Consider the following 23,344-nt stretch of genomic DNA (forward strand, 5'->3'; position numbering starts at 1 on the left):
CGGTCAGCCCGCCAGCTGAAGTCGAAGTTCGGTGAGGCGCGACGCGACGCTTCCGTCGATCACGTCGTCGCCGATCTGCACGCGCAGGCCGCCGAGGATCGACGGGTCGACGACCTCGTTGAGCTTGAGCTCGCCGTACGTTGCGGCGAGGCTCTTGCGCAGTCGCTCGGCCTGCTCGGCCGGGAGCGGCGTGGCCGTGACGACCGTGGCGATCGTCTGGCCGTACTGGGCGGCCACGATGCGCGCGGCGTCGCGCAGCGATTCGCGAACGCTGCGGCCGCGCGGCTGGAGGACCAGCTGGCGCACGATCGAGACGGTCTGCTCCGAGGCCTTGCCCGCGAGCAGGCGCTCGGCCAGTGCGGCCTTCGCCTCGGGCGCCGCGAGCTTGCTGCGGAGCGCGAGCTCGAGCTCGGCGTCGGAGGTCACGGCGCCTCCGAACGCGAAGAGCTCGCCCGGGATGTCCACATTGCGCGGCGACGATGCGGCGATCGACCGGATGCCGAGCTCCTCGATCGCCGCCAGGACGTCGTCCTGGTTCGACCAGCGCTCGCTCGACACGACGCTCAGCAGCTCGACCGCCGGCGCGGAGAGCGAGGCGAAGACGCGCTGGACCAGCGCGGTCTTGCCCTCCGCCGGAGCCGAGGGGTCGCTGAGGACCGAACGGAGCTGGGCGGAGTCGGCGACGACTCGTCCTGCGGCGAACAGGTCTTCAGCCGTCGCCAGATCGGCCTTGGACCCGAGCCCGGCGAGAGCCGAGACGGATCGGGCCAGTGCTTCTCTGGAGGCGCTTCCCATCAGTTGCTCGACCCTGCCTTCTCGGCCTTCTCGCTGGACTCGAGGTCGGCCAGGAACCGGTCGACGATCGCCTGAGCCTTCTTGTCGTCCGTGAGCACCTCGCCGACCACGCCGGAGGCGAGGTCGATCGCGAGCGAGCCCACCTCACCGCGGAGCGAGACGAGTGCGCTCTGGCGCTCCGCCTCGATCTGCGCCTGGGCGGCAGCGGTCACGCGTGCGGCCTCGACAGTCGCGTTGTCCTTGGCCTCCGCGACGATCTGCTGACCGTCGGTACGCGCGGTCTCGCGGATCTTGGCCGCCTCGGCACGCGCGTCGGCGAGCTGGGCGGTGTACTCCTCCAGCAGTGCCTCGGCCTTGTGCTGAGCCTCGTCGGCCTTCGCGATGTTGCCTTCGATCGCCTCGGCACGCTGATCCAGGAGCTTCTGCATGCGCGGCAGCGCGTAGATCCAGAAGAAGATCAGGATGACGACGAAGCAGATCAGCGACCCGACGATGTCGTACCACTGCGGAATGAGCGGATTGATCGTCTCGCCCTCCGTAGCGGCGCGGATCACACCGTTGATCATCGTTCCTCCTTATTGAGAGAGATGAGGAGGATTACTGGAAGATGAAGTAGGTCGCGATACCGATGAAGGCGAGCGCCTCGGTGAACGCGATACCGATCCACATCAGGACCTGGAGACGGCCGGCCAGCTCGGGCTGACGGGCGACGCCCTCGATGGTCTTGCCGACGACGATGCCCACGCCGATGGCCGGGCCGATGGCGGCGAGGCCGTAACCGACGGTGGCGATGTTGCCGTTGATTGCAGCGATGTCCACGTTATGTGTTTCCTTCCGTGATGGCGGTTCGTGCGGATGCGCGAACCGTAATTAGTGCTCCTCGGCGACTGCGAGCTGGATGTAGACAGCCGTGAGCAGTGCGAAGACGTAGGCCTGGAGTACAGCGACCAGGATCTCGAACAGGGTGAAGACGAAGCCGAAGCCGAGCGCGCCGATGCCGAGGACGATCCAGCCCTGGCCGAGCGCGAAGGTGAAGAACACCGAGGCGCTGAAGAAGAGCACCAGCAGCATGTGGCCGACGATCATGTTCATCATGAGTCGGAGCGTCAGCGTGATCGGTCGCAGGATGAAGGTCGAGATGAACTCGATCGGCGTCACGATGATGTAGATGGCCTTCGGCACGCCGGCGGGGAACAGCGCGTTCTTGAAGAACCCGCCGGGGCTCTTCTTGACGCCGGCGTGAATGAAGGTGATGTACGAGACGGCGGCCAGGACGAGCGGCACTCCGATGACCGAGGTCCCCGCGATGTTCAGGAACGGGATGACACCCGTCAGGTTCATGAACAGCACCATGAAGAAGATGGTGGTGAGGATCGGAAGGAACCGGCGGCCGTCCTTGCGACCGAGCAGGTCTTCCGCGATGTTCACGCGGACGAGGTCGAGGCCCATCTCGACGAGCGACTGGAAGCGGCCGGGGACCACGCGCATACGCCGCGTGCCGAGCCAGAAGACCAGGAGGAGTGCGACGACCGCGATGAACCGGACCAGCATGATCCGGTTGACCTCGAAGCCACCGATGGAAAAAATGGCCGGTGGGAAGAACTCGTTGATCGACGGGCCGTGGAAGCTTCCATCATCGGAGCTTGCGGCCTGGACCAGCAGGTTCACAGCGTTAGCTAACAGCGCTATCTCCTGTTTCGGGGCGTCGAGCAAATGCTCTCGCGACGACGAACGGTGGACACCCGCGCTCGCGCGCCGGTGGTGCTTTGGGCGCGTACGGGTGGGGGATCACTGACAACTCTACAAGAGTTTTCAACCGGTAACGAATCGGATACAGGTCAGTGCTTCTCCCCCGGCAGCGTGACGTCGCTGACGTAGGGGATGCGCGATCGGAAGACGACGATCATGTCGACGACGAGCGACCCGATCACGCCGGCGATGACACTCAGGAAGAGCACGACGGGATTGATCCACGGCTGGTCGCGCAGCACGATCGCCAGCACGATGAAGACCACGAATTTGAGGATCCAGCCGCCGAGCACGATGCCGAAGAAGATCCCGACATAGAGGTCGGAGGCGATGAAACGGTTCGCGATCAGGATGCTCAGTGCGGTGATCCCGAGGAACACCGCGGCGATGAGTGTGCCGATGAGGGCGCTCGTCACGCCCACCCAGCCGGCGAAGATACCGCCGAGCACCATCCCGACGACGGCGATGGCAGCGGCGAGGATCAGCCCGTACTTGAGGGCGTTCTTCAGGACCGGTGTCGACGTGGGCTGTTGCGGGGTGGGACGGTTCGCTGGCTGGTCCGGCCGCGGGGCGGGCGAACCGTCCTGGGGGTCGGTCATCGGGTCTCCTCGGTGCTGGTGTCGGTGGGGGTCGGCGGCGCCGCCGGGACGTGGACGCCCTCGCTGGCGATGTCGAGCTGGTCGTACCTGGCCGTTTCCTCGGCTTCCCTGCTCCCGGCGGGCGCCAGTTCGGCCGCCGCCTCGTTCGCCTTGCGTCTGCTGAGCGGCGCAAGCGTCAGGGCGGCGCAGATCACGAGGCCGATCGCGACGAAGACGATGGCCATCCAGTACGGGTCGAAGAAGAACAGCAGACAACCGATGGAGAGCACGGCGGTCCAGGCGTAGAAGATCAGGACGGCGTGCAGGTGCGTGTGCCCCATGTCGAGGAGTCGGTGGTGCAGGTGCTTGCGGTCGGCGCTGAAGGGGGACTTCCCCGCGCGCAGGCGGCGGACGACGGCGAGACCGAAGTCGAGGAGCGGGATGACGAGGACGGCGAACGGGATGGTGACCGGGATGAACGCGGGCACGAGGGACGACTTGCCGAGCGTCTGCAGCGCCTCCGGATTGATGGTGCCCGTGACGGAGATCGCCGACGTGGCCATGAGGAGACCGATCAGAAGGGCGCCGGCGTCGCCCATGAACATCTTGGCCGGGTGCCAGTTGAGCGGCAGGAAACCGGCGCAGGCGCCGACCAGGATGGCCGCGATGACGCCGGCGAGGCTGAAGTAGTTCTGCGGGCTGATGTCGCGTTGCAGGAGGTAGGTGTAGACGAGGAAGGTGCCGTTGGCGATGAGCGCGACGCCCGCGACGAGGCCGTCGAGCCCGTCGATGAAGTTGATCGCGTTCATCACGAGGACGATGGCGAACAGGGTGATCACGATGCTCATCAGCGGCGAGCCGATGGTGAGGCCGCCGATCGGGAGCGAGTAGATCTGCACGCCGAGCCACGCCACGAGGCCCGCCGCGACGAACTGGCCCGCGAGCTTGGTCATCCAGTCGAGATCCCACAGATCGTCGGCGACCCCGAGCACGACGATGAGAAGCGAGGCGCCGAGGATCGCGACGATGGGCCCGGCGTCGGAGAAGATCAGCGACAGCACGCCGAACTGGCTGGACAGCAGCCAGGACACCCCGAATGCGACGAGGATGCCGAGGAACATCGCCACACCCCCGAGCCGCGGCGTCGGCCGGGTGTGCACGTCGCGTTCGCGGATCTTCGGGTACAGCTTGAAGCGCATCGCCAGCCGGTAGACAACCAGCGACATCCCGAACGTGATGACGGCCGAGATGAGAGCGAGTGCGAGGAAGAGGGTCACGGCTCAGGTGTCCGCAGCGGTGTCGACGCCGTCGCGCAGGGCGGGGCCGGTCGAGGCCGCGGCGGCACCGCTCGACTCGGCCGCGGCTGTTCCGGCGGCCGTGTCCGCGGTCTCGACGCTCTGATCGTCGGCCAGCGCGTCGCCGACGACCTCGCGCAGCTGCTCGGCGGTGATCACGCCGTGCCGGAGGATGCGCAGCTTGCCCGAGCCGGATGCCAGCGCTGTGGCGTCGACGATCGTCGAGGACGAGTCCTTGCCGTCGACGCGCTCGTACGCCGTGCCCGCCTCTCCCCCGTCGAGGTAGACGGCGACCGAATCCCCGAGCATGGCCTCCGCTTCGGCCGCGGTGCGGGCGGCCGGACGCCCGGTGAGGTTGGCCGACGACACGGCCAGCGGCCCCGTCTCCGAGAGGATCTCGAGGGCGATGCGGTCCTGCGGCATGCGCAGGGCGACGGTGCCGCGGGTCTCGCCGAGATCCCAGACGAGGGACGGCGCAGCGGGCAGGACGATGGTCAGACCGCCAGGCCAGAAGGCGGCGACGAGGGCCTCCACTTCTGCCGGCACACTCTCGGCGAGGGCCGCGAGGGTGGGGATGCCGGGAACCAGCACCGGAGGCGGCGACTGCCGGCCGCGCCCCTTGGCGTCGAGGAGACGCTGCACCGCTGCAGGGCTGAAGGCGTCGGCGGCCACACCGTAGACCGTGTCGGTGGGGATGACGACAAGCTCACCGCGCCCGATCGCCCCACGGGCGAGGCGCATGCCGGTGAGCAGTTCGGAGTCGACGGAACAGTCGTAGATAGCAGCCATGACGGCACCCATGATAGTTGAGCGACTGCAAGGTTCTCTGCGACCGCGCGGGGACGCCGCTGGACGATACTGGTCACGATGGACGTCTACTTCTTCGACTGCGACAAGACCCTCTACGACTACGACTTCCACATGCGCCTCCCCCGCCTGGCCGAGCTCGGCGGCGTCAGCCAGTACCGGCTGGCGTCGACCTGGTGGGCGGGAGGCCACGAACGCGCCGCCGAGATCGGCGAGTACGCGACCAGCGAGGAGTACCTGGCCGCGTTCGCCGAGGTGACGGGCGCGCACCTGACACTGGCCCAGTGGCAAGACGCCCGCAAGGCCGCGATGACGCCGATCGAGGGTTCGATCGCAGCACTTCACACGGCGGCGACGCTGGGGACGGTGTCCCTGCTGTCGAACAACCCGATCCCGTTCAAGGATTCCCTGCCCGTGCTCACGCCCGAGATCGTCGATGTGCTCCGCGACAACGACCTCGTCTCAGCCGTGCTGGGCGCGCGCAAGCCGGAACGCCGCATCTACACCCGCGCGCTCGGGCGCTTCGGCGTGCAGCCCGGCGACGCGATCCTCTTCGACGATTCGCTCGCCAACGTCGACGGAGCCCGCGAGGCCGGAATGCACGCCCATCACTTCATCCGCAACGCCGACGGATCCTTCGACACGGACGGGATGCTGGCCGCGATCCACGCGTTCGCCGAGCGCGAGCGCTGAGCCGAGGCGTCGTCCTCCAGCGGGCGGATCGCGTCGAGCGGCGGTGATGGAACGGGGCCCGGCCAGGGGCCGAGTTTGGATTTCACAGGTTCATCGCCGAGACGGTGAACAACGAAGACCGGTGCGTCGCGGGACCCGATGATCGGTTCCCACCCCGTTGCAGTCGCGCCATCTACGAGGCGGATCATCGACCCGTCCGACGAACTCACCGAGACGACGAGTTCGGTCGGACGCACCTCGCCGACGGACCACAGCAGACGAATGAGGTAGTCCGCCAATCGCGCGTCGTCATGCACGGTATGGCCGCTCCGGAGGTGGACTTTGACGGTGGTCGGGACATGCTGCGTGAACCCGTCCAGAGTCGTACGGCTGCGGACCGTCGCGTTCTCGACACCGGCGATGTCGTTGAGAAGCTTCTCTGCCCCTGCTGCGCTGAGGCCTGTGTCAGTCGATGGAGCAGCAGTACAACCGGCGAGCGAAATCAGAGCGACCGCCATCGCGACGCAGACACGCGCCCTCACTGCGACCATCGCTTCGCCTCGAAGTCCGCCACGCTCACTGATCCGCCAGGAGGAACCTGGAGCCCGCCCACGTCACGGAGTTCGTCGGTTCCCGCCCCCATCACCGCGTATCGACGCGCCGAATGCACAGCGCCAGGCACCATCGGACCCGCCGCGTCCTCGTCCGCTGTGCGCACGCCCGTGCCACGCACGGTCGTCCACCCTGGGCGGTCCGGATTGAGACGGCCGTCCAGGGCGGCGACGAGATCCTGGTCTGCTTCCAACGCGTAGACCCGTGTGGACCGGGGGATGGCAATTCCCCCGATCGGCGATCCGGCTGTATGAATCTCGACGACATTGAACCCGCGGGGATCCGCAGCTATCGCCGCTGCCGCGATGCCGCCGAGGCTGAAGCCGTCGATGGAGACGGGTGGGGCATTCTCCCCCGTCGCGATCCCCGCCTGACGCATCGCTTCGTAGACGGCGCTGGACAACGACGCGTCGGATCCCTGCAGAATCGAGTAGAGATCCGAGGTCAGATCGGCGGGGCTCCCGCCGGACGCTGTCGAGGGGTTCCAACTGGCCGTCGATGGAATCTGCACACGATGGCTCACGACACCGCCGCGCTCGTCGAGAACAGTGAAGACCCGGATGAGTGCCCGCTCGGAACCACCGATGCCGTCCAACTGTGCGAGACCAGCCACCATCGACGCCCAGTCGCTCGGGACGACTCGGCCATCAATGTCGCCGTAGCCGGGTTCGACACCCAGAGCAGCCCACGTCGAGGCCGCGCTGTCCTCCATCTGTGTCCGGTCGACGCCCTCCGCCGGGCGGACCCGCACGTCGCCGTCGTGGAAGAAGCCCACGGCGACGCCCGCGGTGACGAGGCCGGCGAGGATGTCGTCGTAGAACGGTCCCGTCGCTCCGAGGATCGCCTGGATACCGCCGACCGAGCCGGCCAGGGCGTCGTCGAGGGAGAAGGTGCGGTCGAAGGCCGCCGCCAGCGCCGCTCCGTAGCGCACCTGATCCGAGGCGACGAACGGGTTGAACGCCTCACCGTCGCCTCCGAAAGCGCGGTTTGCCTCGGCGAACGCGGCGTTGAGCGAACGCAGCGTCTCTGCACCGAATCCTCCGGCGACGGCGGCGACGGCTCCCGCGGCGAGGGCGGGGGCCGCCGCTGCGGCGACTCCCAGGTCGGCGATGGCCGCCGCCGACGCGCCGGACACGGCGAGATCGGTTCGGAGTCGGACCGCGGAGGCCGCGGCGGCCTGCTCTGCGAGCTCGCCGGCGAATGCCGCTCCCGCCGGGAGGATCGCTCCGGCCGCCACCGCCGAGGCGTGGAGCGAACCGGCCGCGGCGGCCAGCCACGCGTCGGCAGCGGCGTACGTCGACGCCACAGCACCGGTTGCTACGGCGAGCGCGCTCGCCCGGACGGCGGTCTGGGCCAGCCCGGTCGCGGCGACGCCGACGGCGGCCTCCGCTGCTGTTCCGGTGAACGGCGACACGGCGCACGAAGCGAGAAGGTCGCCGTCGATCGCGATTCGCGCTGCGCTCGCCGCGAGTTCCGTCGCTTCGCGACTCAGCGCGGCGATCTCGCTGGTCATGGCTTCCACGTCCCGGAACGAAAGCTGCAGCCGCCCGCCCGCCGCCGCGATCGAGTCGCCGGCATCCGATCGGGCACGCGCGAGCGCAGCGCCGGCCTCCACGGTCAGCCGCTCGGTTGCCCCGCCGACGCCGCTGATCGCCCGCGCGGCGGCGACCGCCCTCTCGTCGAGCGACTCGGTGCTCGCGCGGTGGAGGGGGATTCGCGCACCCGAAACCGTGACTCCTCCGACGTGGCCGCCGCCCTCCGTTTCCGCCCGGCTCATCGGGCGATCACCCGCAGCAGAGTCGCGGTCAGCCAGGTGAGCGAATCCCTGATCTGGTCGTCGGACGCCTCAGCCAACGTGAGGGTCGCATCCAGGAGCTGCTGTTGAGTGGGTGCATGGAGGCGGGGCTCCGGGAGGCCGAGTAGCAATCGACGCCAGCCGTGTTCCGAGCCGAACCAATCGTCGCCCGCGATGCAGCGGCCGGAACGGCCGTCGAAGCACCGGACCCGGTACCCGCTCGACTGCCTCGAGCGGAACCCCTGAAGCAGTGCCGCCGCCTGCTGCTCGACCCACAGATCGGCGGCCACCTCCTCGACGAGCACCGGGTCGCCGTGGCGAGTCGCCTCGACGATCGCACGCGACGCGACCATGCCGATGTCTCGTGGTGCGGAGCTCCTCCGGCCGCCGGCGCAGGCGGGCACAGTGTCACGCAGTTCGGTCGCGACCCGCACTGCGGGAATCAGTGCGACATCGAAGGAGGCGGTCACCTCAGTCGCCGCGGTCGCCTCTGTCACCGCGGCGCTCGACGTGTCGCGCCGCCCGATCGACGCAGCCACGACACCGGAGACGGCGATGGTGCGACGGACCACCTCGCCCGGTGACCAGGAGACGGTCTGGACGATCCCGTCGGCGACATCCTGAAGCCCGAGTGCCAGGAGCAGGCGGGGATCGACGGCGGCCGGCGAGACATCCGGTGCGGGGTGCGACGGTGCGGGGTGCGACGGCGCGGGCGCGTCGACCGCGAACGACGGAAGCGTCAGGCCGGGAACGCTTCTGGCGATCGCGCGGAGCTGCCCTGCGGTCGGCGCGAACCGGACGCCGCCGGCGCTCATCGCCACACCGGCGCTCATCGCGCCACCGCCGCGACGCCCTCTGCCACCCGAGTCAGACCCGCGCGCAGGGCGGGAGCGGCTCCGAGCGCCGTCTGCCCCGCCGCGGTGATCTGCGCCACCGAGTCGTCGACGGCGCGGACGTGCGCGTCCAGCGCGTCGGCCGCGGCATCGAGAGCTCTGGCGTGCTGCACCAGCTCGGCGACCAGTGATCGGACTCTCGAACGCAGCAGCTCCCCGGCCGCCGACGACCAGGCGCACGCCTCCGCTCTCGCGCCCGCCGCGCCGGCCTGCCCGCGAAGCGTCGCCGACGCTGTGCGGAGCGCGGCCGAGCGCGCGCGGATCCTGCTGGTGTCCCCGTACATCGATGCCCCTCGCCCGCTCAGCGGCCGAGCCGGGCGGCGAGCTGCGCATCGACCTCGCTCAACGTGTGGGCGGTCGATCGCAGGAACTGGGCGAGGTCGTCCAGTCCGCCCACGGCGTTCTGGGCGCCGGTCGTGAATCGCGCGTACGCGTCGGCGAACGCTCCCGATGATCGGTCGGTCGTGAAACCGGCGGAGACGAGCCCGGCGATCTGACTCTGCAACCGGCTGAGCGTTGCGCCGATCTCCTCCCGTCCGGCGTTGAGCCGATCGGCGTTGCCGTTCAATTCTTGGAACGAGACGTTGATGTTGGACATTGTGCTTCCCCCTTGGTCCTCTGCCGGTCACCGGCTAGAGATTCAACATATGGCATTTCATGCCTGGATAAAATCTTTGCATTTCACGGTTTCGTCACAGCGATCTGCAGTCGCGTCAGCCTCCCTCCCTCGATCAGATAGCCCCGCCCGGCCGGGAACTCCCCGCGTGGCACCCGCGGGAACGGTGTGCGGAACAGCGCCAGGCCGTCGCCCTCGTCCGGTTGCAGAACGAGCCCCGCCCGTGCCGCTTTGAGTTCGGCGAAGATCTGCCAGGCGGTGGGCGCCGTCACCGGATCGCACTCGGCGACGACAGCCACGCCGGCGCGGCGCGCCACCTTGACGAGCCGCGCGGTCTGCGCTTCGACGGGATCGCCCTCGAAGTCGCCGACCCCCTCCACCACGATCAGGAGACGGCGGAGCTCGTCCTCGCACGCGTTCGGGATTCGCGCCGTCAGGTCCGCGACGAGTGCCGAAGTGGCGTCTGGCGTGTCGGCTGCGGCACCCCACGGTGCCGCGTCCACGAGCGCGCTGGTACGAAGCGAAACCAGGTGGGCCTCCGTGTCGGGGTGCGCGTCGAAGGCTGCTTCTACGATGGTGCGAATCGCCGTGGTCCGGCCCGATCCGAACGGACCGGAGACCACGAACAGGCCGCGCGGGGGCAGCCCCACCGGTTCGAGCGTTTCGTAGCCGACTCCGATCGTCGGCCGCCCGTCGATCACAGCCGGGAGGTCACCGCGTGGAATCCACGGCTCCAACCGTCGAATCGGCGCGGTCGGCAGCAGCCCGGCCTGCTGAACGCGCCGTGCGAGCTCGTCGAGCGCAGCGGCCTGCGCGCCCGCCTCCTGGCTGCCGCCGGGCACAGCGACCTGGACCGCGTCCCCCTCGAACACTCCGCGCCCTGGTGCGGCGTCGATGTCCTCGTCAATGCCGTCGTATGACGCGGACCGATCGGCGAACGGGGACTCGCGGCCGACTGAGCCGAGCGTGATCGTCGCCCCCAGCTTCGCGGCGAGCGCGGTCGGGATCATCCCGCTTCGACTGCAGGAGACGACGAGGTGCACGCCGACCTGCCGCCCGGTCGACGCGAGCGCGATCAGCCGGTCGAGCGGGCGTCCCGCGTCGCGGAACTCGTTCTCCGCTCGGAACCCCTCGAGGCCGTCAAGCACGAGCACGACACGCGCGAGGGCATTCCCGGTCGCGGCGCGGTACTGGCCGACTGTGGATGCGCGGGCGTCCCCCAGGAGGGTCGACCGCCGTTCGATGAGGCCGAGCAGATCGCCCAGCAGCCGGTCGATGCGTTCAGTGTCGCCTCCGGGCACGACCGATCCGACGGTCGGCAGACCGTCGAGGAGCGCAAGCCCGCCGCCTGCGCAGTCGATCGCGTACAGCTCGACGCGTGCCAGTGGATCGAGGCCCGTCGCCGAAGCCGATACGCAGGAGGCCGTCAGGGCGGCGGCGACCGTGCGCAGCGTTGTGCTCAGGCCCGATCCGCCGCCACCGAGCACCGCAAGGTGTCCCACAGTGTCGAGGTCGACGGTGACGGGTCGCTGCCGCTGCTGTCTCGGCTCGTCACGGAGCCCGAGCGCGATCACACCGTCCGGGAAGCTCGGCAGCTCCTCCAGCCCGACGGACGTCGGGAGAGGTTCGACCCAAGGCCGGCGCGGAACGGCGATGCCGGCCCGATCGGCCGCCGCGGACATCGTCCGTGCGAGCCGCGCAATGTCTCGCTCGTTCCGCGCACCCCGGTCCGGACGAGCGCCTGCACTCTCCTGCTCCCCGGGCTCCTCCGGCCACCGTTCGCCCGCGCCGAACGGCAGTGACTGCACCGTCAGCTCGGGACGCCGGCGCACAGATGACGTGTCACCGCCGAGGTAGCCCGTCTGGAAGATGTCCCGCCGTCCCTGGCCACGTGCGACGAGCGCGCGCCCGGGCGTCTCCACGGCGAACCCGGCGGCGTCGGGCACGCCGACCACATCGACGCTGTCCGCCGCATCGGCCACCCGGAGCGCGATGCGGAGGTTCGTGTTCGCCCGCAGGTCGTCCTTGACGACTCCGGACGGTCGCTGAGTCGCGAGCACGAGGTGCAGCCCGAGCGACCGCCCGCGCTGAGCGATGTCGAGCACGCCGGCCAGGAATTCGGGAAGGTCCGCTGCCAGCGCGGCGAACTCGTCGACCACGATCACGAGCGCGGGCGGAGCGGCCGGGTCGCCCGCGGCCTCCATCGCGGTCATGTCCTTCGCACCTGCGCGGCTCAGGACGCGCTCGCGACGGGCGAGTTCCGCGCGCAGCGAGACCAATGCGCGTCGCACCAGCGGTCGAGTCAGATCGGTGACCAATCCGACGGTGTGCGGCAGGTCCGCGCACTCGGCGAAGGCGGCTCCGCCCTTGTAGTCCACGAGCAGGAAGGTCAGTCGGTCAGGAGCGTACTCGGCGGCGAGCGCCATGATCCAGGTCTGGAGGAATTCGCTCTTGCCGGAACCCGTCGTGCCGCCGACGAGCGCGTGCGGACCGTCCGCGCGCAGGTCGAGGGCCATGGGACCGTTCTGACTCCGACCCACGACAGCGCGCAGCGCGCCTGGGTCCCGCGGGCGCCCGGGGACCCACGCGGCGGTGAGGGAGTCCGTGCGCGTCCAGCGTCGGACGATCGCCTCCGGATCCGAGGCCACGATGTCGCCGAAGAGGTCGAACATCGCGACGCTCCGGGGCAGATCCGTCTGGTCACCCACTGGCGCTCCGGAATCCGCGACAGGTGCGAGCGCTCGCGCCGCCGTCTCGGCGGCGATCGGGTCGATCGTCTCCAGTGCGCTCGGGTGAACCGTTCGCGACTCCCGCGCGAAGCCGACGGACGGAGCGCTCGCTGCGGCACCGAGGTGGACGAAGGTCCCGCAGACCGCGGGGAGCGAGTCGACCTCGTCGGCGGTCCAGATCAACGCCATTCCGACGCGGGACTCCGCCAGGGCGACCAGCCGCGACCGGTCGGCGGAGGCGACCCCGGCGACCACCACGAGCACCGACACGGCGAACCCGGGTTCATCGGGACGTGGAATGCCGTGACGCTTCCGGGCCGCGGCGATCGACTCCAGAGCCCCCAGCAGTGTCGCCGTGCTCGTCGGATCGCACGCCAGGGCCGGGGTGCCGCGCAGCGGGCTCTGCCGCGAATCCACGTGGGGAAGCCACTTGAGCCAGCTCCACGTGGGCATCGCCCGGTCGCCGACGATCGCGGCGATAGCGAGCTCTGCCGGTGAGTGGAGCCCGGCTGCCTGGACGACGAGCGCCCGCGCCACGCCGTCGGCAAGCGGCCCCGTACCGGCGACACCGATCGCCTGCACGTGGTCGAGCCGTTCCACCACGGGCACACCCGGCACGTCCCGGAACTCCCGCGCGAGTGCCTTCACCGCCTCCACATCGCCGGACTCCCCCGCATCGCGGACCGGCAACGTCACCTCCACGCGACTCGGGAGGTCGGCGGCGCCCAACCGGAGGCGCAGGAAGGCGTCCGTCCCTGGCCGCCGGCTCCACAGCAGCGGGGAGCGCAGGTGCATCGCTTCGGCGACGGCCGACGTGGACGGCGCTTCGAGAATCCTCGCCCGGACCTCCCGGGCGCGGGCCTCCACCAGCTCCGTGCGCGCACCACGGAGCGCCGCGTCGAACGCGCGCCTCCGTGCCGACCTTCGGGTACGCCCTCGTACCCTGCCGTCGACCCACGAACCGACGAGCATCACCGGCGACAGCACGGCGAACACCAGCGACAGGGCCTGCCCGGTCACCGCGAAGAGTGCCACTCCGAGCAGAGCGGGCGCCGCGAGCGCGATCACCGGGAGGCGGGGCGGCTCGTCGGGGACGGGCGGCTCGGGAAGCACGACCTTCGCCGCCACGGGTGCGGGCTCCACGCGCGGCGGCCGGATGAAGCCGTCTCCCGTCTGCGACGGAGGCCGGCGCAGGGAACCGGCGAGCGGCAGAACACACAGCTCCGTGCCCCCGATACGGACGCGGGTCTCGGCGTCGAGCTCGGCACTGCGCACAAGGCACCCGTCGACGACGACCCCGTTCGCCGAGTTGAGATCGGCGACCGCCACGGTCTCGGCCACCGTGACGGTCGCGTGGCGTCGAGAGACCTCCCGATCGCCGTCGAGCCGAACGGCGGCCGACGGATCACGACCGATCAGGCTCACCCCGGTGGGGATCCGGAACTCGCGCCCGGCATCCGGCCCTGACACCAGCCGGACGAGCGCCGCCGGCTCGTCGTCCCGTTCGTCACCGGCTCGACGGACACCCGGCGGCACGACCTCGACCCGGTGACCCGATCGCAGGCTGGACGCGTAGAGGGGCGACGCCGGATCGAGCACGATCGCCCGCGCCGTTCCCGGCGGCTCGACACGAATCGTGACGCCGCCGGCCCTGTCGGCACCGCTCTCCCGCCGTCCGGCCAAGCGCGCCGCGAGGTCCGCGACCGTCACCGAAACGTCGGCCGTGACCAGGAGATCCTCCGGCCCGCTCGTCCCCGCGTGCGTGATCGTGTACTTCATCGCTCCCCCGTGCTGTTCTCGTGAAGCGAACGTAACGCCGGGTCAGCATGCGAAGAGCGCCGCCGGCGTCTTCTGTGGAGAAGACACCGGCGGCGTCGAATGTGGAGGAATCTGCAGCTCAGCGCCGCCCTGCCTTGCGCCTGAACAACCAGGCGGCCCACACGTACGCGCCCACGATGATGACGGCACACCAGCCGAGCGCCCACCACAGATCGCTCCCGGGATCGCGGCCGAACAGGAACGCTCGGATCGTCTCGATGATCGGAGTGATCGGCTGGTTCTGTGCGATCCACTGAAGCCACGACGGCATCGTGTCGGTCGGGACGAACGCGCTGGACAGATAGGGCAGGAACAGCAGGGCGAAGCCGTACCCGCTCGCCGCCGTCGGATTGGCCGCCGCGATGCCGATCGCCGCGAAGAGCCAGGTGATCGCCAGGATGAACAGGGCGACCATCGCGAGCGCTCCGACCCACTCCAGCACGTTCGCCGACGGGCGGAACCCCACCGCGAGGGCGACGCCGACGACGACGCCAGTCGCGAGCAGATTGCGCAGCAGACTCGCCACGACGTGCCCGGTGATGACGCCGTTGGCCCGCAACGGCATGGTGCGGAAACGGTCGACGATCCCGTTGCTCATGTCCTCCGCGACGTCCACCGCCGTGCTGGACGCGCCGAACCCGGCACAGAGCAGGATGATGCCCGGCACGACATAGTCGACGTAGCCGCCCCCGGAATCGATGGCGCCCCCGAAGACGAAGGTGAACAGGAGCATCAGCATCACCGGAAGGGCGATCGCCATGGTGAGGGCTTCGACATTGCGCAGCGAGTGGCGCACGCTGCGGCCGATGAACACGGCAGCGGAGGTGGCGCCGCTCACGCGGCGGGACGGGGTGACAGCGGCGAGCGTGGTCATCGGACGGCCTCCTTCTGGAGCTCGGAATCGGAATCGGAATCAGTGTCGGCGCGGCTGCCGGTGAGGATCAGGAACGCGTCGTCGAGGCTCGGCTTGCGGATGGCTATGGAGGCGCCGGGAACGCCCAGCGTGTCGAGTCGGTCGATCGCGTCGCGCAGGCCGTCGACGGTGCCGTCGGTGGGCAGCTCGCGGACGATCTCGTCGGCCGCGTCGCGCAGCTCGACGACCTCCCCGCCCACACGCGCCTTCAACTCGACCGCCGTGCCTTCTGCGACCACACGGCCGTGATCGAGCACCGCGATCCGGTCGGCGAGCTGGTCGGCCTCCTCGAGGTACTGCGTCGTGAGGAGGATGGTCGTGCCCCGCGCCGCGAGGTCGCGGATGATCGCCCACAACGCTTGCCTGCTGCGGGTGTCGAGGCCGGTCGTCGGCTCGTCGAGGAAGATGACCGGCGGTGTCGCCACGAGGCTGAGCGCCAGGTCGAGCCGGCGTCGCATGCCGCCGGAGTAGGTCTTGACCCGCTTGCGGGCGGCGCCGCGGAGGTCGAAGCGGTCGATCAGGTCTGCAGCACGCTCGGCTGCGCCCGGCCTGTCGAAGCCGGAGAGTCGCGCCATCATGCGCAGGTTCTCTTCGGCCGTCAGGACTTCGTCGACCGCGGCGGACTGCCCGGTGAGGCTGATCGACTCCTTGACGCCGTCCGGGTCATCGACCACGTCGTGGCCGCAGACGGACACCGTGCCGGCGTCGGGCGTGACCAGGGTGCTGAGGATGTTGATGACGGTGGTCTTGCCCGCCCCGTTCGGGCCGAGGAGTGCGAACACGCTCCCCCGCTCGACGTGCAGGTCGACTCCGTCGAGGACGGTCTGCGTGCCGAAGGACTTGCGCAGTCCGGCGACCGCGATCGCTGGTGCTGTCATGGTCCGGTTCCTTTCGAGTTCTGTGTAGGTAGCAAACTGTTTATGGCGTATACGCTTGGTTTAAGTGATACACAGTTCTAGGATGGGTGTCAACACCGAACCGGAAAGGCGCGCGGAATGGCGGACGAAGTCGAAGAGGCGCTCCCCCGCGCCGTCGCGCTGAGCTGGGGCGTCGCCGAGCGCCCCCAGCGCGGCCCGAAACGAGAGCTCAGCATCGAGCGGATCATCGACACGGCCGTGTCCATCGCCGATCACGAAGGTCTCGGCGCGGTCTCCATGAGCCGCATCGCGACCGAACTCGGCTTCACGACGATGTCGCTCTACCGGTATGTGACGAGTAAGGACGACGTTCTCGCGCTCATGCAGGACGCGGTGTGCGACGTCCCGATTCCCGCAGAAGACGATCGCGGGACGGACTGGCGCAGCGGCCTCCGCCGCTGGTCGATGGCGAGTATCGAGGTGATCCAGGCGCACCCCTGGTTCCCCGACATCCCGATCTCGGGCATCCCGCTGATGCCCAACAATCTCGCGGTGCTCGACTGGGGGCTGCGCGAGATGCGCGGCCTGCCCCTGACCGACGCGGAGAAGATGGGCACGGCCCTGCTGCTGTCGTCGTACGCGCGCGCCGCCGGCGTCGTCGAGCGCGACGTGCGCCAGTCGCGCGAGAAGGGCGCACAACCGCCGCAGAACGGAGAGGCCCTCGCCGCCGCACTCGCAGAGCTCGTCACGCCGGAGCGTTTCCCCGACCTCGCCCCGCTGGTGGCCTCAGGAGGCTATGCCGACGACGAAGACGAACAGGACGACTTCGCGTTCGGCCTCGAGCGCATCCTCGACGGGATCGAGCGGTACATCGCGGCACGCGCCTCCGGCGAGCCGGTCGTGGCCGCCGAGCCGCGCCCGGAACCGATCCCCCACGACAAGGCCGTGCGCGAGGCCGCAAAGCAGCGACGCGAGGCCGAGAAGGCGCTGCGGGAGGCGCGCAAGCGCGAGCGCGAAGCGATCTCCCGCGCCCGCGAGCGCATCGCGCGCGACAAGGAGCGCGCTGAGCGCGAGCGCCGCTGACCCGGGCCCGATTCGCGGCAGCACGTCGCGCACGGGAGGACACGGCAACGCGAACCGGGCGCAGCGCGGCGCCGCGCGGCTCAGCGCAGCGCCGTGGTGGCGCGATCGCGCGTGGTGAGGTCGCGGTGGGTGGCCGCAGCGCGCCAGCCGTCTGCGGTCAGTAGGTCGCGGATCTGGGCGCCCTGGAGCTCCCCGTGCTCGAGCACGAGCGTGCCGCCGGGGCGGAGCAGCCGGCGCGCCACCGACGAGATGACCCGCACGACGTCCAGGCCGTCCTCACCGCCGTAGAGCGCGATGGCGGGATCGAACAGCCGCACCTCCGGGTCGCGCGGGATGGCGGCATCCGGCACGTACGGCGGGTTGGAGATGACCACGTCGACCGTTCCGTCGAGCTGCGGGAACGCGTCGGCGAGATCGCCCTGCACCAACTCCACGTTCGTCGCGCCCGAGGATGCGACGTTGCGACGCGTCCAGGCGATCGCCTCCGGCGATTTCTCGATGGCGAAGACCCGGGCGTACGGCACCTCTGTGGCCATCGCCAGGGCGATCGCCCCGCTGCCCGTCCCCAGATCGACGCCGATCGGCGACGGCGACGGAACGGCACGGAGCGCATCGATGGCGAACTGCACTACCTGCTCGGTCTCGGGGCGTGGGACGAAGACTCCCGGTCCCACCGCCAGCTCGAGTGAGCGGAACGGCGCCGTGCCGGTGATGTGCTGCAGCGGCTCCCGCGTGGCCCGGCGCGAAGCGAGCCCGCGGACGCGTTCGACGTCGGCCTCATCGGCCGGCGCATCCATCACCGCCAGCGCCTGCACGCGGCCCCGCCCGACACCCAGCGCGAACCCGATCAGGAGGTCGGCATCCACCTCGGGATCAGGAACGCCCGCCTGCGCGAGCACCGCGACCGTCTCGTCGCGGAGGGAACGGACGGTGAACGCGGAGCGAGCATCTGACATGGCCCGATGAGCTTACCGTCACACGGGGCGCTGGAGCGCCTGCGCCGATTAGAGTGTGAACCATGCCAGCACAGGTCTACGAGAACATCACCGAAACCGTCGGACGCACTCCGCTCGTCAAGCTGAACAGGCTCGCCGCCGAAACCGGCGCGACCGTGCTGGCGAAGCTGGAGTTCTTCAATCCCGCCGCCAGCGTCAAGGACCGGATCGGCGTCGCGATCATCGACGCCGCCGAGAAGGCGGGCGCCCTCCGTCCGGGCGGGACCATCGTGGAGGGCACCAGCGGCAACACCGGCATCGCCCTCGCGATGGTCGGCGCCGCCCGCGGCTACAAGGTCATCCTGACCATGCCTGAGACCATGTCGAAGGAGCGTCGCGTGCTGCTGCGCGCGTTCGGAGCCGAGATCGTCCTCACTCCCGGTCCCGAGGGCATGCGCGGCGCCGTGGAGGCCGCCCAGCGGATCGTCGCAGAGAACGACAACGCGATCTGGGCGCAGCAGTTCGCCAACGAGGCCAACCCCGCCATCCACCGTGCGACGACTGCCGAGGAGATCTGGGCGGACACCGACGGCGGGGTCGACATCTTCATCGCCGGCGTCGGCACAGGCGGGACCATCACCGGTGTCGGCCAGGTCCTGAAGGAGCGCAAGCCCGGCGTGCAGGTCATCGCGGTCGAGCCGGCCGACTCCCCGATCCTCAACGGCGGCAAGCCCGGCCCGCACAAGATCCAGGGCATCGGAGCCAACTTCGTGCCGGAGATCCTGGAAACCAGCGTCTACGACGAGGTCATCGACGTGTCGTTCGAGGACTCCATCGACGTGGCGAAGCGGCTCGCGAGCGAGGAGGGCATCCTGGCGGGCATCTCGTCCGGCGCGATCGTCTGGGCCGCCCTCCAGGTGGCAGCGCGCCCGGAGAACGCGGGCAAGACCATCGTCGCCGTCGTCTGCGACACCGGCGAGCGGTACATCTCGACGGCCCTCTGGGCGGACCTGCTGGACTGAGCCGCGTGCCGCTCTTCCGGGCGCGCGAGGACATCCGCAACGCGCGAACGCACGACCCCGCCGCACGCGGTGGCGCGGAGGTCGCGATCGTCTACTCCGGCCTCCACGCCGTCTGGTCGTACCGCATCGCGCACCGGCTCTGGCGGGCCGGCTTCCGGATGCCCGCGCGCATCCTCTCGCAGCTCACGCGGTTCCTGACCGGCATCGAGATCCACCCCGGGGCACGCATCGGCCGGCGCTTCTTCATCGACCACGGGATGGGCGTCGTCATCGGCGAGACCACCTGGATCGGCGACGATGTGATGCTGTATCACGGCGTCACGCTCGGCGGCCGCGGCAGCGGACACGGCAAGCGTCACCCCACCATCCACGACCACGTCACCGTGGGCGCCGGCGCCAAGGTCCTCGGCGCGATCGAGATCGGCGCGCGCACCGTCATCGGCGCGAACGCCGTCGTCGTGCACGACGCGCCACCGGACTCGGTGCTCACGGGCGTCCCCGCGCGCCCGCGCCCGCGCACGGGCCACGAGCAGATCCCCGGCGACGACTGGCGGGACCCCGCGCTCTACATCTGAGCAGCAGCCATCGCTTCCTCAGTTTCTCCCGCTTGCGCCCGGCGTGTTGCGAGAGAAAGTGAGGAAGCGATGGCTGCGGGGCGGTCAGTCTTGGGCTAGGTCGGCCAGGCGGGCTTCCTCGTCGGCGAGGATGTTGGACTCGATGACGGGGTCGAGGGCGCCGTTCATCACCGTGTCGAGGTTGTAGGCCTTGTAGCCGGTGCGGTGGTCCGCGATCCGGTTCTCGGGGAAGTTGTAGGTGCGGATGCGCTCCGACCGGTCCATCGTGCGGATCTGGCCCTTGCGGAACTCGGCGGCCTCGGCGTCCGCCTCCTCCTGCTGCTTGGCCAGCAGGCGCGCCCGCAGCACGCGCATCGCGGCCTCGCGGTTCTGCAGCTGGCTCTTCTCGTTCTGCATCGAGACGACGATCCCCGTCGGCACGTGCGTGATGCGCACGGCAGAGTCGGTGGTGTTGACCGACTGACCGCCGGGGCCTGACGACCGGAACACGTCGATCTTGAGGTCGTTGGGGTTGATGTCGACCTCTTCCGGCTCGTCGACCTCCGGGAAGACGAGCACGCCGGCGGCCGAGGTGTGGATGCGGCCCTGCGACTCGGTCGCCGGCACGCGCTGCACGCGGTGCACGCCGCCCTCGTACTTGAGGTGCGCCCAGACGCCCTCTGCCGGGTCGCTCGACGTCCCCTTGAACGCCACCTGCACGTCCTTGATGCCGCCGAGGTCGCTCGAGGTCTGCTCGATGATCTCGGCCTTCCAGCGCTTCGAGTCCGCGTAGTGCAAGTACATGCGCAGGAGGTCTCCGGCGAAGAGCGCGGACTCGGCGCCGCCCTCCCCCATCTTGATCTCCATGATGACGTCGCGGCTGTCGTTGGGGTCGCGCGGGATCAGTAGCCGGCGCAGCTTCTCGCCGGTCTCCTCGAGGCCCTGCTCGAGGCCCGGGATCTCGTCGGCGAACGCCGGATCCTCCGCGGCCAGCTCACGCGCGGCCTCCAGGTCGTCCGAGAGCTGGCGCCACTGGTTGTACATCCCGACGATGCGCGACAGCTCTGCGTAGCGGCGGTTCACCTTCTTGGAGCGGACCGGGTCGCTGTGCAGCTCGGGGTCGGAGAGCTGCTGCTGGAGGTCGTCGTGCTCGGCGATGAGGCCGGTGACCGACTCGAACATGGGGGGCTTCTTTCTGCTTGCGCTGGATCCGGGAACGGAAAAGTGCCCGGCCGCCGCACCGGAGGGCGCGACGGACGGGCACTTTCGTCAGCTAGCGGTGGTCGTTCTCGTGACCGTGCGAGTGCGCGGTGCCGTGGCCGTTGGCCGGCTGCGGCATCGACTTCTGCACCTGCATCAGGAACTCGACGTTGCTCGAGGTCTCCTTGAGCCGGCCGAGCACGATCTCGAGCGCCTGCTGCTGGTCCACGCCTGCGAGCGCACGACGCAGCTTCCAGGTGATCTTGACCTCGTCCTGACCCATGAGCATCTCTTCGCGGCGGGTGCCGGAGGCGTTCACATCGACGGCCGGGAAGATGCGCTTGTCCGCCAGCTGGCGCGACAGGCGGAGCTCCATGTTTCCGGTGCCCTTGAACTCCTCGAAGATGACCTCGTCCATCTTGGAGCCGGTCTCCACCAGCGCCGAGGCGAGGATGGTGAGCGAGCCGCCGTGCTCGATGTTGCGCGCGGCGCCGAAGAAGCGCTTGGGCGGGTACAGCGCGGAGGCGTCGACACCGCCGGACAGGATGCGGCCGGAGGCCGGAGCCGTCAGGTTGTACGCGCGGCCCAGGCGGGTGATGGAGTCGAGCAGCACGACGACGTCGTGACCGAGCTCCACCAGGCGCTTCGCACGCTCGATCGCGAGCTCGGCGACCGTGGTGTGGTCTTCGGCCGGGCGGTCGAAGGTGGAGGCGATGACCTCGCCCTTCACCGTGCGCTGCATGTCGGTGACCTCTTCCGGACGCTCGTCCACCAGGACGACCATGAGGTGCACCTCGGGGTTGTTGGTGGTGATCGCGTTGGCGATCTGCTGCATCACGATGGTCTTGCCGGCCTTGGGCGGCGCGACGATGAGGCCGCGCTGGCCCTTGCCGATCGGGGCGACCAGGTCGATGATCCGCTGGGTCACCTTGCCGGGCTCGGTCTCCAGCCGCAGGCGCTCCTGCGGGTAGAGCGGCGTCAGCTTGCCGAACTCGACGCGGTTCGCGGCCTCCTCGACGGTCTGACCGTTGATGGAGTCGACCTTCACCAGCGCGTTGTACTTCTGGCGGCTGTTGCTGTCGCCCTCGCGCGGCTGGCGGATCGCACCGACGACGGCGTCGCCCTTGCGGAGGCTGTACTTCTTGACCTGGCCGAGCGAGACGTAGACGTCGCTGGCGCCCGGGAGGTAGCCCGTCGTGCGGACGAACGCGTAGTTGTCGAGCACGTCGAGGATGCCCGCGACGGGGATCAGCACGTCGTCGTCGGCGATCTCGGGCTCGAACTCGTCACCGGCGACGCCGCCGCGGCGCTTGCGGTTGCGGTCGCGGTAGCGCCCGGAACGGTCGCCGTCGGCCTGCTGCTGCTGCGGTCCGCGGTTCTGCTGGCCGCCCTGCTTGTCGCCGTCGCCCTGGAGGTCCTTCGGCTGGTTCTGCTGACCCTGCTGGTTGCCGCCCTGGTTCTGGCCGCCCTGCTGGTTCTGCTCGCCGTTCTGGCCGTTGCCCTTGTTGCGGTTGCGGTTGCGGCGGTTGCGACCGCCCTGCTGCTGCTCGCCGCCCTGCTCGGCCGACTCGGCCTGCACAGTCTCGGTCTCGGCGCTCGCGTCGGTCGACTGCTCGTCGGCCTCCTGCGCGCCGTTCTGCTGGCCCTGGCCGCCGTTCTGGCCGCGGCCACGACGGCGGCGACCGCCCTGGCCGTCGCGCTGAGCCTGCTCGCGCGACGCGAGCGCGGAGTCGAGCAGCGCATCCACGTCGGGGATGAGGGACTCGACGCCGGTCTCACCGGTGTTGACGTGGGTGCCCGCGGCGACGCTCGTCGCGGCGGGGAGGATGGTGCCGTCCGGGCTGGAGGCGCGGCGCGAGCCGCGGCGACGCGGTGCCGTCGGTGCCTCGACCCCGGCCAGGAGCGCATCGCCCACGAGCGGCTCGGCGATCGCGGCCGGCTCGGCGATGAGCGGCTCGACGAGGACCTGGGAGGCGGCCGACGCGTGGTCGGGCTGCTCGGCCGCGATTTCGACGGGCTCGGCCACGACCGGCTCGACGACGGGAGCGGCGGCTTCTGCCTCGCTCTGCGCGGGCGCCGCGGCGGCGTCCCCTGTCGCGGCGTCCCCGGCCACGGCGGCACGGGCCGTCGCGATCGCCTCGACCAGCTCGCCCTTGCGGAGCCGGGTCGCGCCCTGGAGGCCGAGCTCGGCGGCAAGAGCCTGGAGCTCCGCCACCTTGAGCGAGGTCAGGTCGCTGTTGTCCACGCCCCCGGCGTGGAGTTCGACATCAGTCACTGAAGAGGATTCCTTTCCCCCGACGCGCACTCTGCGCGCCGCTGTGGAGCACTCGTCACGTGAACCTGCCTTGCCGCGCTGCGTACGGATCCGCGCTACGGTGCGCTCGGGATACCCGGATGCTCCGGATATCCGAAAAGCGCAGG

Annotated in this window: 22 protein-coding genes; 4 read left to right on the forward strand and 18 right to left on the reverse strand. The window is 69.9% G+C overall.

Annotated features, from left to right (window positions below; genetic code table 11):
* Nucleotides 1–3: 3 nt before the first annotated feature.
* The 7 genes from JNB50_RS23450 to JNB50_RS23480 all read right to left on the reverse strand — a co-directional run bounded on the left by JNB50_RS23450 (nt 4) and on the right by JNB50_RS23480 (nt 5,206).
* Nucleotides 4–795, reverse strand: coding sequence for a F0F1 ATP synthase subunit delta (locus JNB50_RS23450; protein ID WP_208042509.1), 792 nt, complete (start codon nt 793–795; stop codon nt 4–6).
* Nucleotides 795–1,361, reverse strand: coding sequence for a F0F1 ATP synthase subunit B (locus JNB50_RS23455; RefSeq protein ID WP_208042510.1), 567 nt, complete (start codon nt 1,359–1,361; stop codon nt 795–797). The genes JNB50_RS23450 and JNB50_RS23455 overlap by 1 nt, the downstream gene beginning before the upstream one ends.
* 31 nt (nt 1,362–1,392) lie before the next feature.
* Entirely contained in the window at nt 1,393–1,614 is a 222-nt protein-coding gene (gene atpE, locus JNB50_RS23460; protein WP_055919180.1) for an ATP synthase F0 subunit C, read from the reverse strand.
* A 51-nt stretch (nt 1,615–1,665) separates the two neighbouring features.
* Nucleotides 1,666–2,463 (reverse strand): F0F1 ATP synthase subunit A, encoded by a 798-nt coding sequence (gene atpB, locus JNB50_RS23465; RefSeq protein ID WP_208042511.1) that lies wholly within the window; start codon nt 2,461–2,463, stop codon nt 1,666–1,668.
* 170 nt (nt 2,464–2,633) lie between these two features.
* Nucleotides 2,634–3,143, reverse strand: a complete 510-nt coding sequence (locus JNB50_RS23470; protein ID WP_208042512.1) for a hypothetical protein — start codon at nt 3,141–3,143, stop codon at nt 2,634–2,636.
* Nucleotides 3,140–4,399 carry an MraY family glycosyltransferase gene (locus JNB50_RS23475; RefSeq protein WP_208042513.1) on the reverse strand — a complete coding sequence of 420 codons (1,260 nt, stop codon included), beginning with the start codon at nt 4,397–4,399 and terminating at the stop codon, nt 3,140–3,142. Before JNB50_RS23475 ends, JNB50_RS23470 begins: the two co-directional genes overlap by 4 nt.
* A 3-nt stretch (nt 4,400–4,402) precedes the next feature.
* On the reverse strand, nt 4,403–5,206 hold the full coding sequence (locus JNB50_RS23480) for an L-threonylcarbamoyladenylate synthase (protein WP_208042514.1): 804 nt from the start codon (nt 5,204–5,206) through the stop codon (nt 4,403–4,405).
* 78 nt (nt 5,207–5,284) lie between these two features.
* On the opposite strand from JNB50_RS23480, the gene JNB50_RS23485 reads away from it, so the two are divergent.
* Nucleotides 5,285–5,917, forward strand: a complete 633-nt coding sequence (locus tag JNB50_RS23485) for an HAD-IA family hydrolase (RefSeq protein WP_208042515.1) — start codon at nt 5,285–5,287, stop codon at nt 5,915–5,917.
* Here JNB50_RS23485 and JNB50_RS23490 read toward each other — a convergent pair.
* The 8 genes from JNB50_RS23490 to JNB50_RS23525 form a co-directional block, all read right to left on the reverse strand.
* Nucleotides 5,833–6,414: a hypothetical protein gene (locus JNB50_RS23490; protein ID WP_208042516.1), complete on the reverse strand. Its 582-nt coding sequence runs from the start codon at nt 6,412–6,414 to the stop codon at nt 5,833–5,835. The two genes, JNB50_RS23485 and JNB50_RS23490, sit on opposite strands and share 85 nt — an antisense overlap.
* A gap of 20 nt (nt 6,415–6,434) precedes the next feature.
* On the reverse strand, nt 6,435–8,285 hold the full coding sequence (locus JNB50_RS23495) for a hypothetical protein (protein ID WP_208042517.1): 1,851 nt from the start codon (nt 8,283–8,285) through the stop codon (nt 6,435–6,437).
* A complete protein-coding gene (locus JNB50_RS23500; protein WP_208042518.1) occupies nt 8,282–9,136 on the reverse strand; it encodes a hypothetical protein in 855 nt (284 codons plus the stop codon). The genes JNB50_RS23495 and JNB50_RS23500 overlap by 4 nt, the downstream gene beginning before the upstream one ends.
* Nucleotides 9,133–9,480, reverse strand: coding sequence for a hypothetical protein (locus tag JNB50_RS23505; RefSeq protein WP_208042519.1), 348 nt, complete (start codon nt 9,478–9,480; stop codon nt 9,133–9,135). The genes JNB50_RS23500 and JNB50_RS23505 overlap by 4 nt, the downstream gene beginning before the upstream one ends.
* Before the next feature lie 17 nt (nt 9,481–9,497).
* Nucleotides 9,498–9,794: a WXG100 family type VII secretion target gene (locus JNB50_RS23510; protein ID WP_208042520.1), complete on the reverse strand. Its 297-nt coding sequence runs from the start codon at nt 9,792–9,794 to the stop codon at nt 9,498–9,500.
* An 83-nt stretch (nt 9,795–9,877) separates the two neighbouring features.
* The gene (locus JNB50_RS23515; RefSeq protein ID WP_208042521.1) at nt 9,878–14,320 is read right to left on the reverse strand and encodes an FtsK/SpoIIIE domain-containing protein; all 4,443 of its coding nucleotides are present in this window, start codon (nt 14,318–14,320) and stop codon (nt 9,878–9,880) included.
* Between the two features lie 118 nt (nt 14,321–14,438).
* Nucleotides 14,439–15,233, reverse strand: coding sequence for an ABC transporter permease (locus JNB50_RS23520; protein ID WP_208042522.1), 795 nt, complete (start codon nt 15,231–15,233; stop codon nt 14,439–14,441).
* Complete coding sequence (locus JNB50_RS23525) at nt 15,230–16,150, reverse strand: ATP-binding cassette domain-containing protein (RefSeq protein ID WP_208042523.1); 921 nt, start codon at nt 16,148–16,150, stop codon at nt 15,230–15,232. The genes JNB50_RS23520 and JNB50_RS23525 overlap by 4 nt, the downstream gene beginning before the upstream one ends.
* Nucleotides 16,151–16,267: 117 nt before the next feature.
* Here JNB50_RS23525 and JNB50_RS23530 point away from each other — a divergent pair, with 117 nt between their 5' ends.
* Complete coding sequence (locus tag JNB50_RS23530; RefSeq protein WP_208042524.1) at nt 16,268–17,212, forward strand: TetR/AcrR family transcriptional regulator; 945 nt, start codon at nt 16,268–16,270, stop codon at nt 17,210–17,212.
* Between the two features lie 80 nt (nt 17,213–17,292).
* On the opposite strand, the gene prmC is transcribed toward JNB50_RS23530, so the two are convergent.
* Nucleotides 17,293–18,168, reverse strand: coding sequence for a peptide chain release factor N(5)-glutamine methyltransferase (gene prmC / locus JNB50_RS23535; protein ID WP_208042525.1), 876 nt, complete (start codon nt 18,166–18,168; stop codon nt 17,293–17,295).
* 62 nt (nt 18,169–18,230) lie between these two features.
* Here prmC and cysK point away from each other — a divergent pair, with 62 nt between their 5' ends.
* Together cysK and epsC are read left to right on the forward strand one after the other, a co-directional pair.
* Nucleotides 18,231–19,169, forward strand: coding sequence for a cysteine synthase A (gene cysK / locus JNB50_RS23540; RefSeq protein ID WP_208042526.1), 939 nt, complete (start codon nt 18,231–18,233; stop codon nt 19,167–19,169).
* Nucleotides 19,170–19,174: 5 nt separating this feature from the next.
* Nucleotides 19,175–19,744, forward strand: coding sequence for a serine O-acetyltransferase EpsC (gene epsC / locus JNB50_RS23545; RefSeq protein ID WP_208042527.1), 570 nt, complete (start codon nt 19,175–19,177; stop codon nt 19,742–19,744).
* Between the two features lie 84 nt (nt 19,745–19,828).
* Here epsC and prfA read toward each other — a convergent pair whose 3' ends face one another.
* Together prfA and rho are read right to left on the reverse strand one after the other, a co-directional pair.
* Nucleotides 19,829–20,905 (reverse strand): peptide chain release factor 1, encoded by a 1,077-nt coding sequence (prfA, locus tag JNB50_RS23550; RefSeq protein ID WP_208042528.1) that lies wholly within the window; start codon nt 20,903–20,905, stop codon nt 19,829–19,831.
* A gap of 91 nt (nt 20,906–20,996) precedes the next feature.
* On the reverse strand, nt 20,997–23,198 hold the full coding sequence (gene rho / locus JNB50_RS23555; protein WP_208042529.1) for a transcription termination factor Rho: 2,202 nt from the start codon (nt 23,196–23,198) through the stop codon (nt 20,997–20,999).
* Nucleotides 23,199–23,344 lie beyond the last annotated feature (146 nt).

The organism is Leifsonia sp. TF02-11 (assembly GCF_017565305.1).
GTDB lineage: Bacteria > Actinomycetota > Actinomycetes > Actinomycetales > Microbacteriaceae > Leifsonia.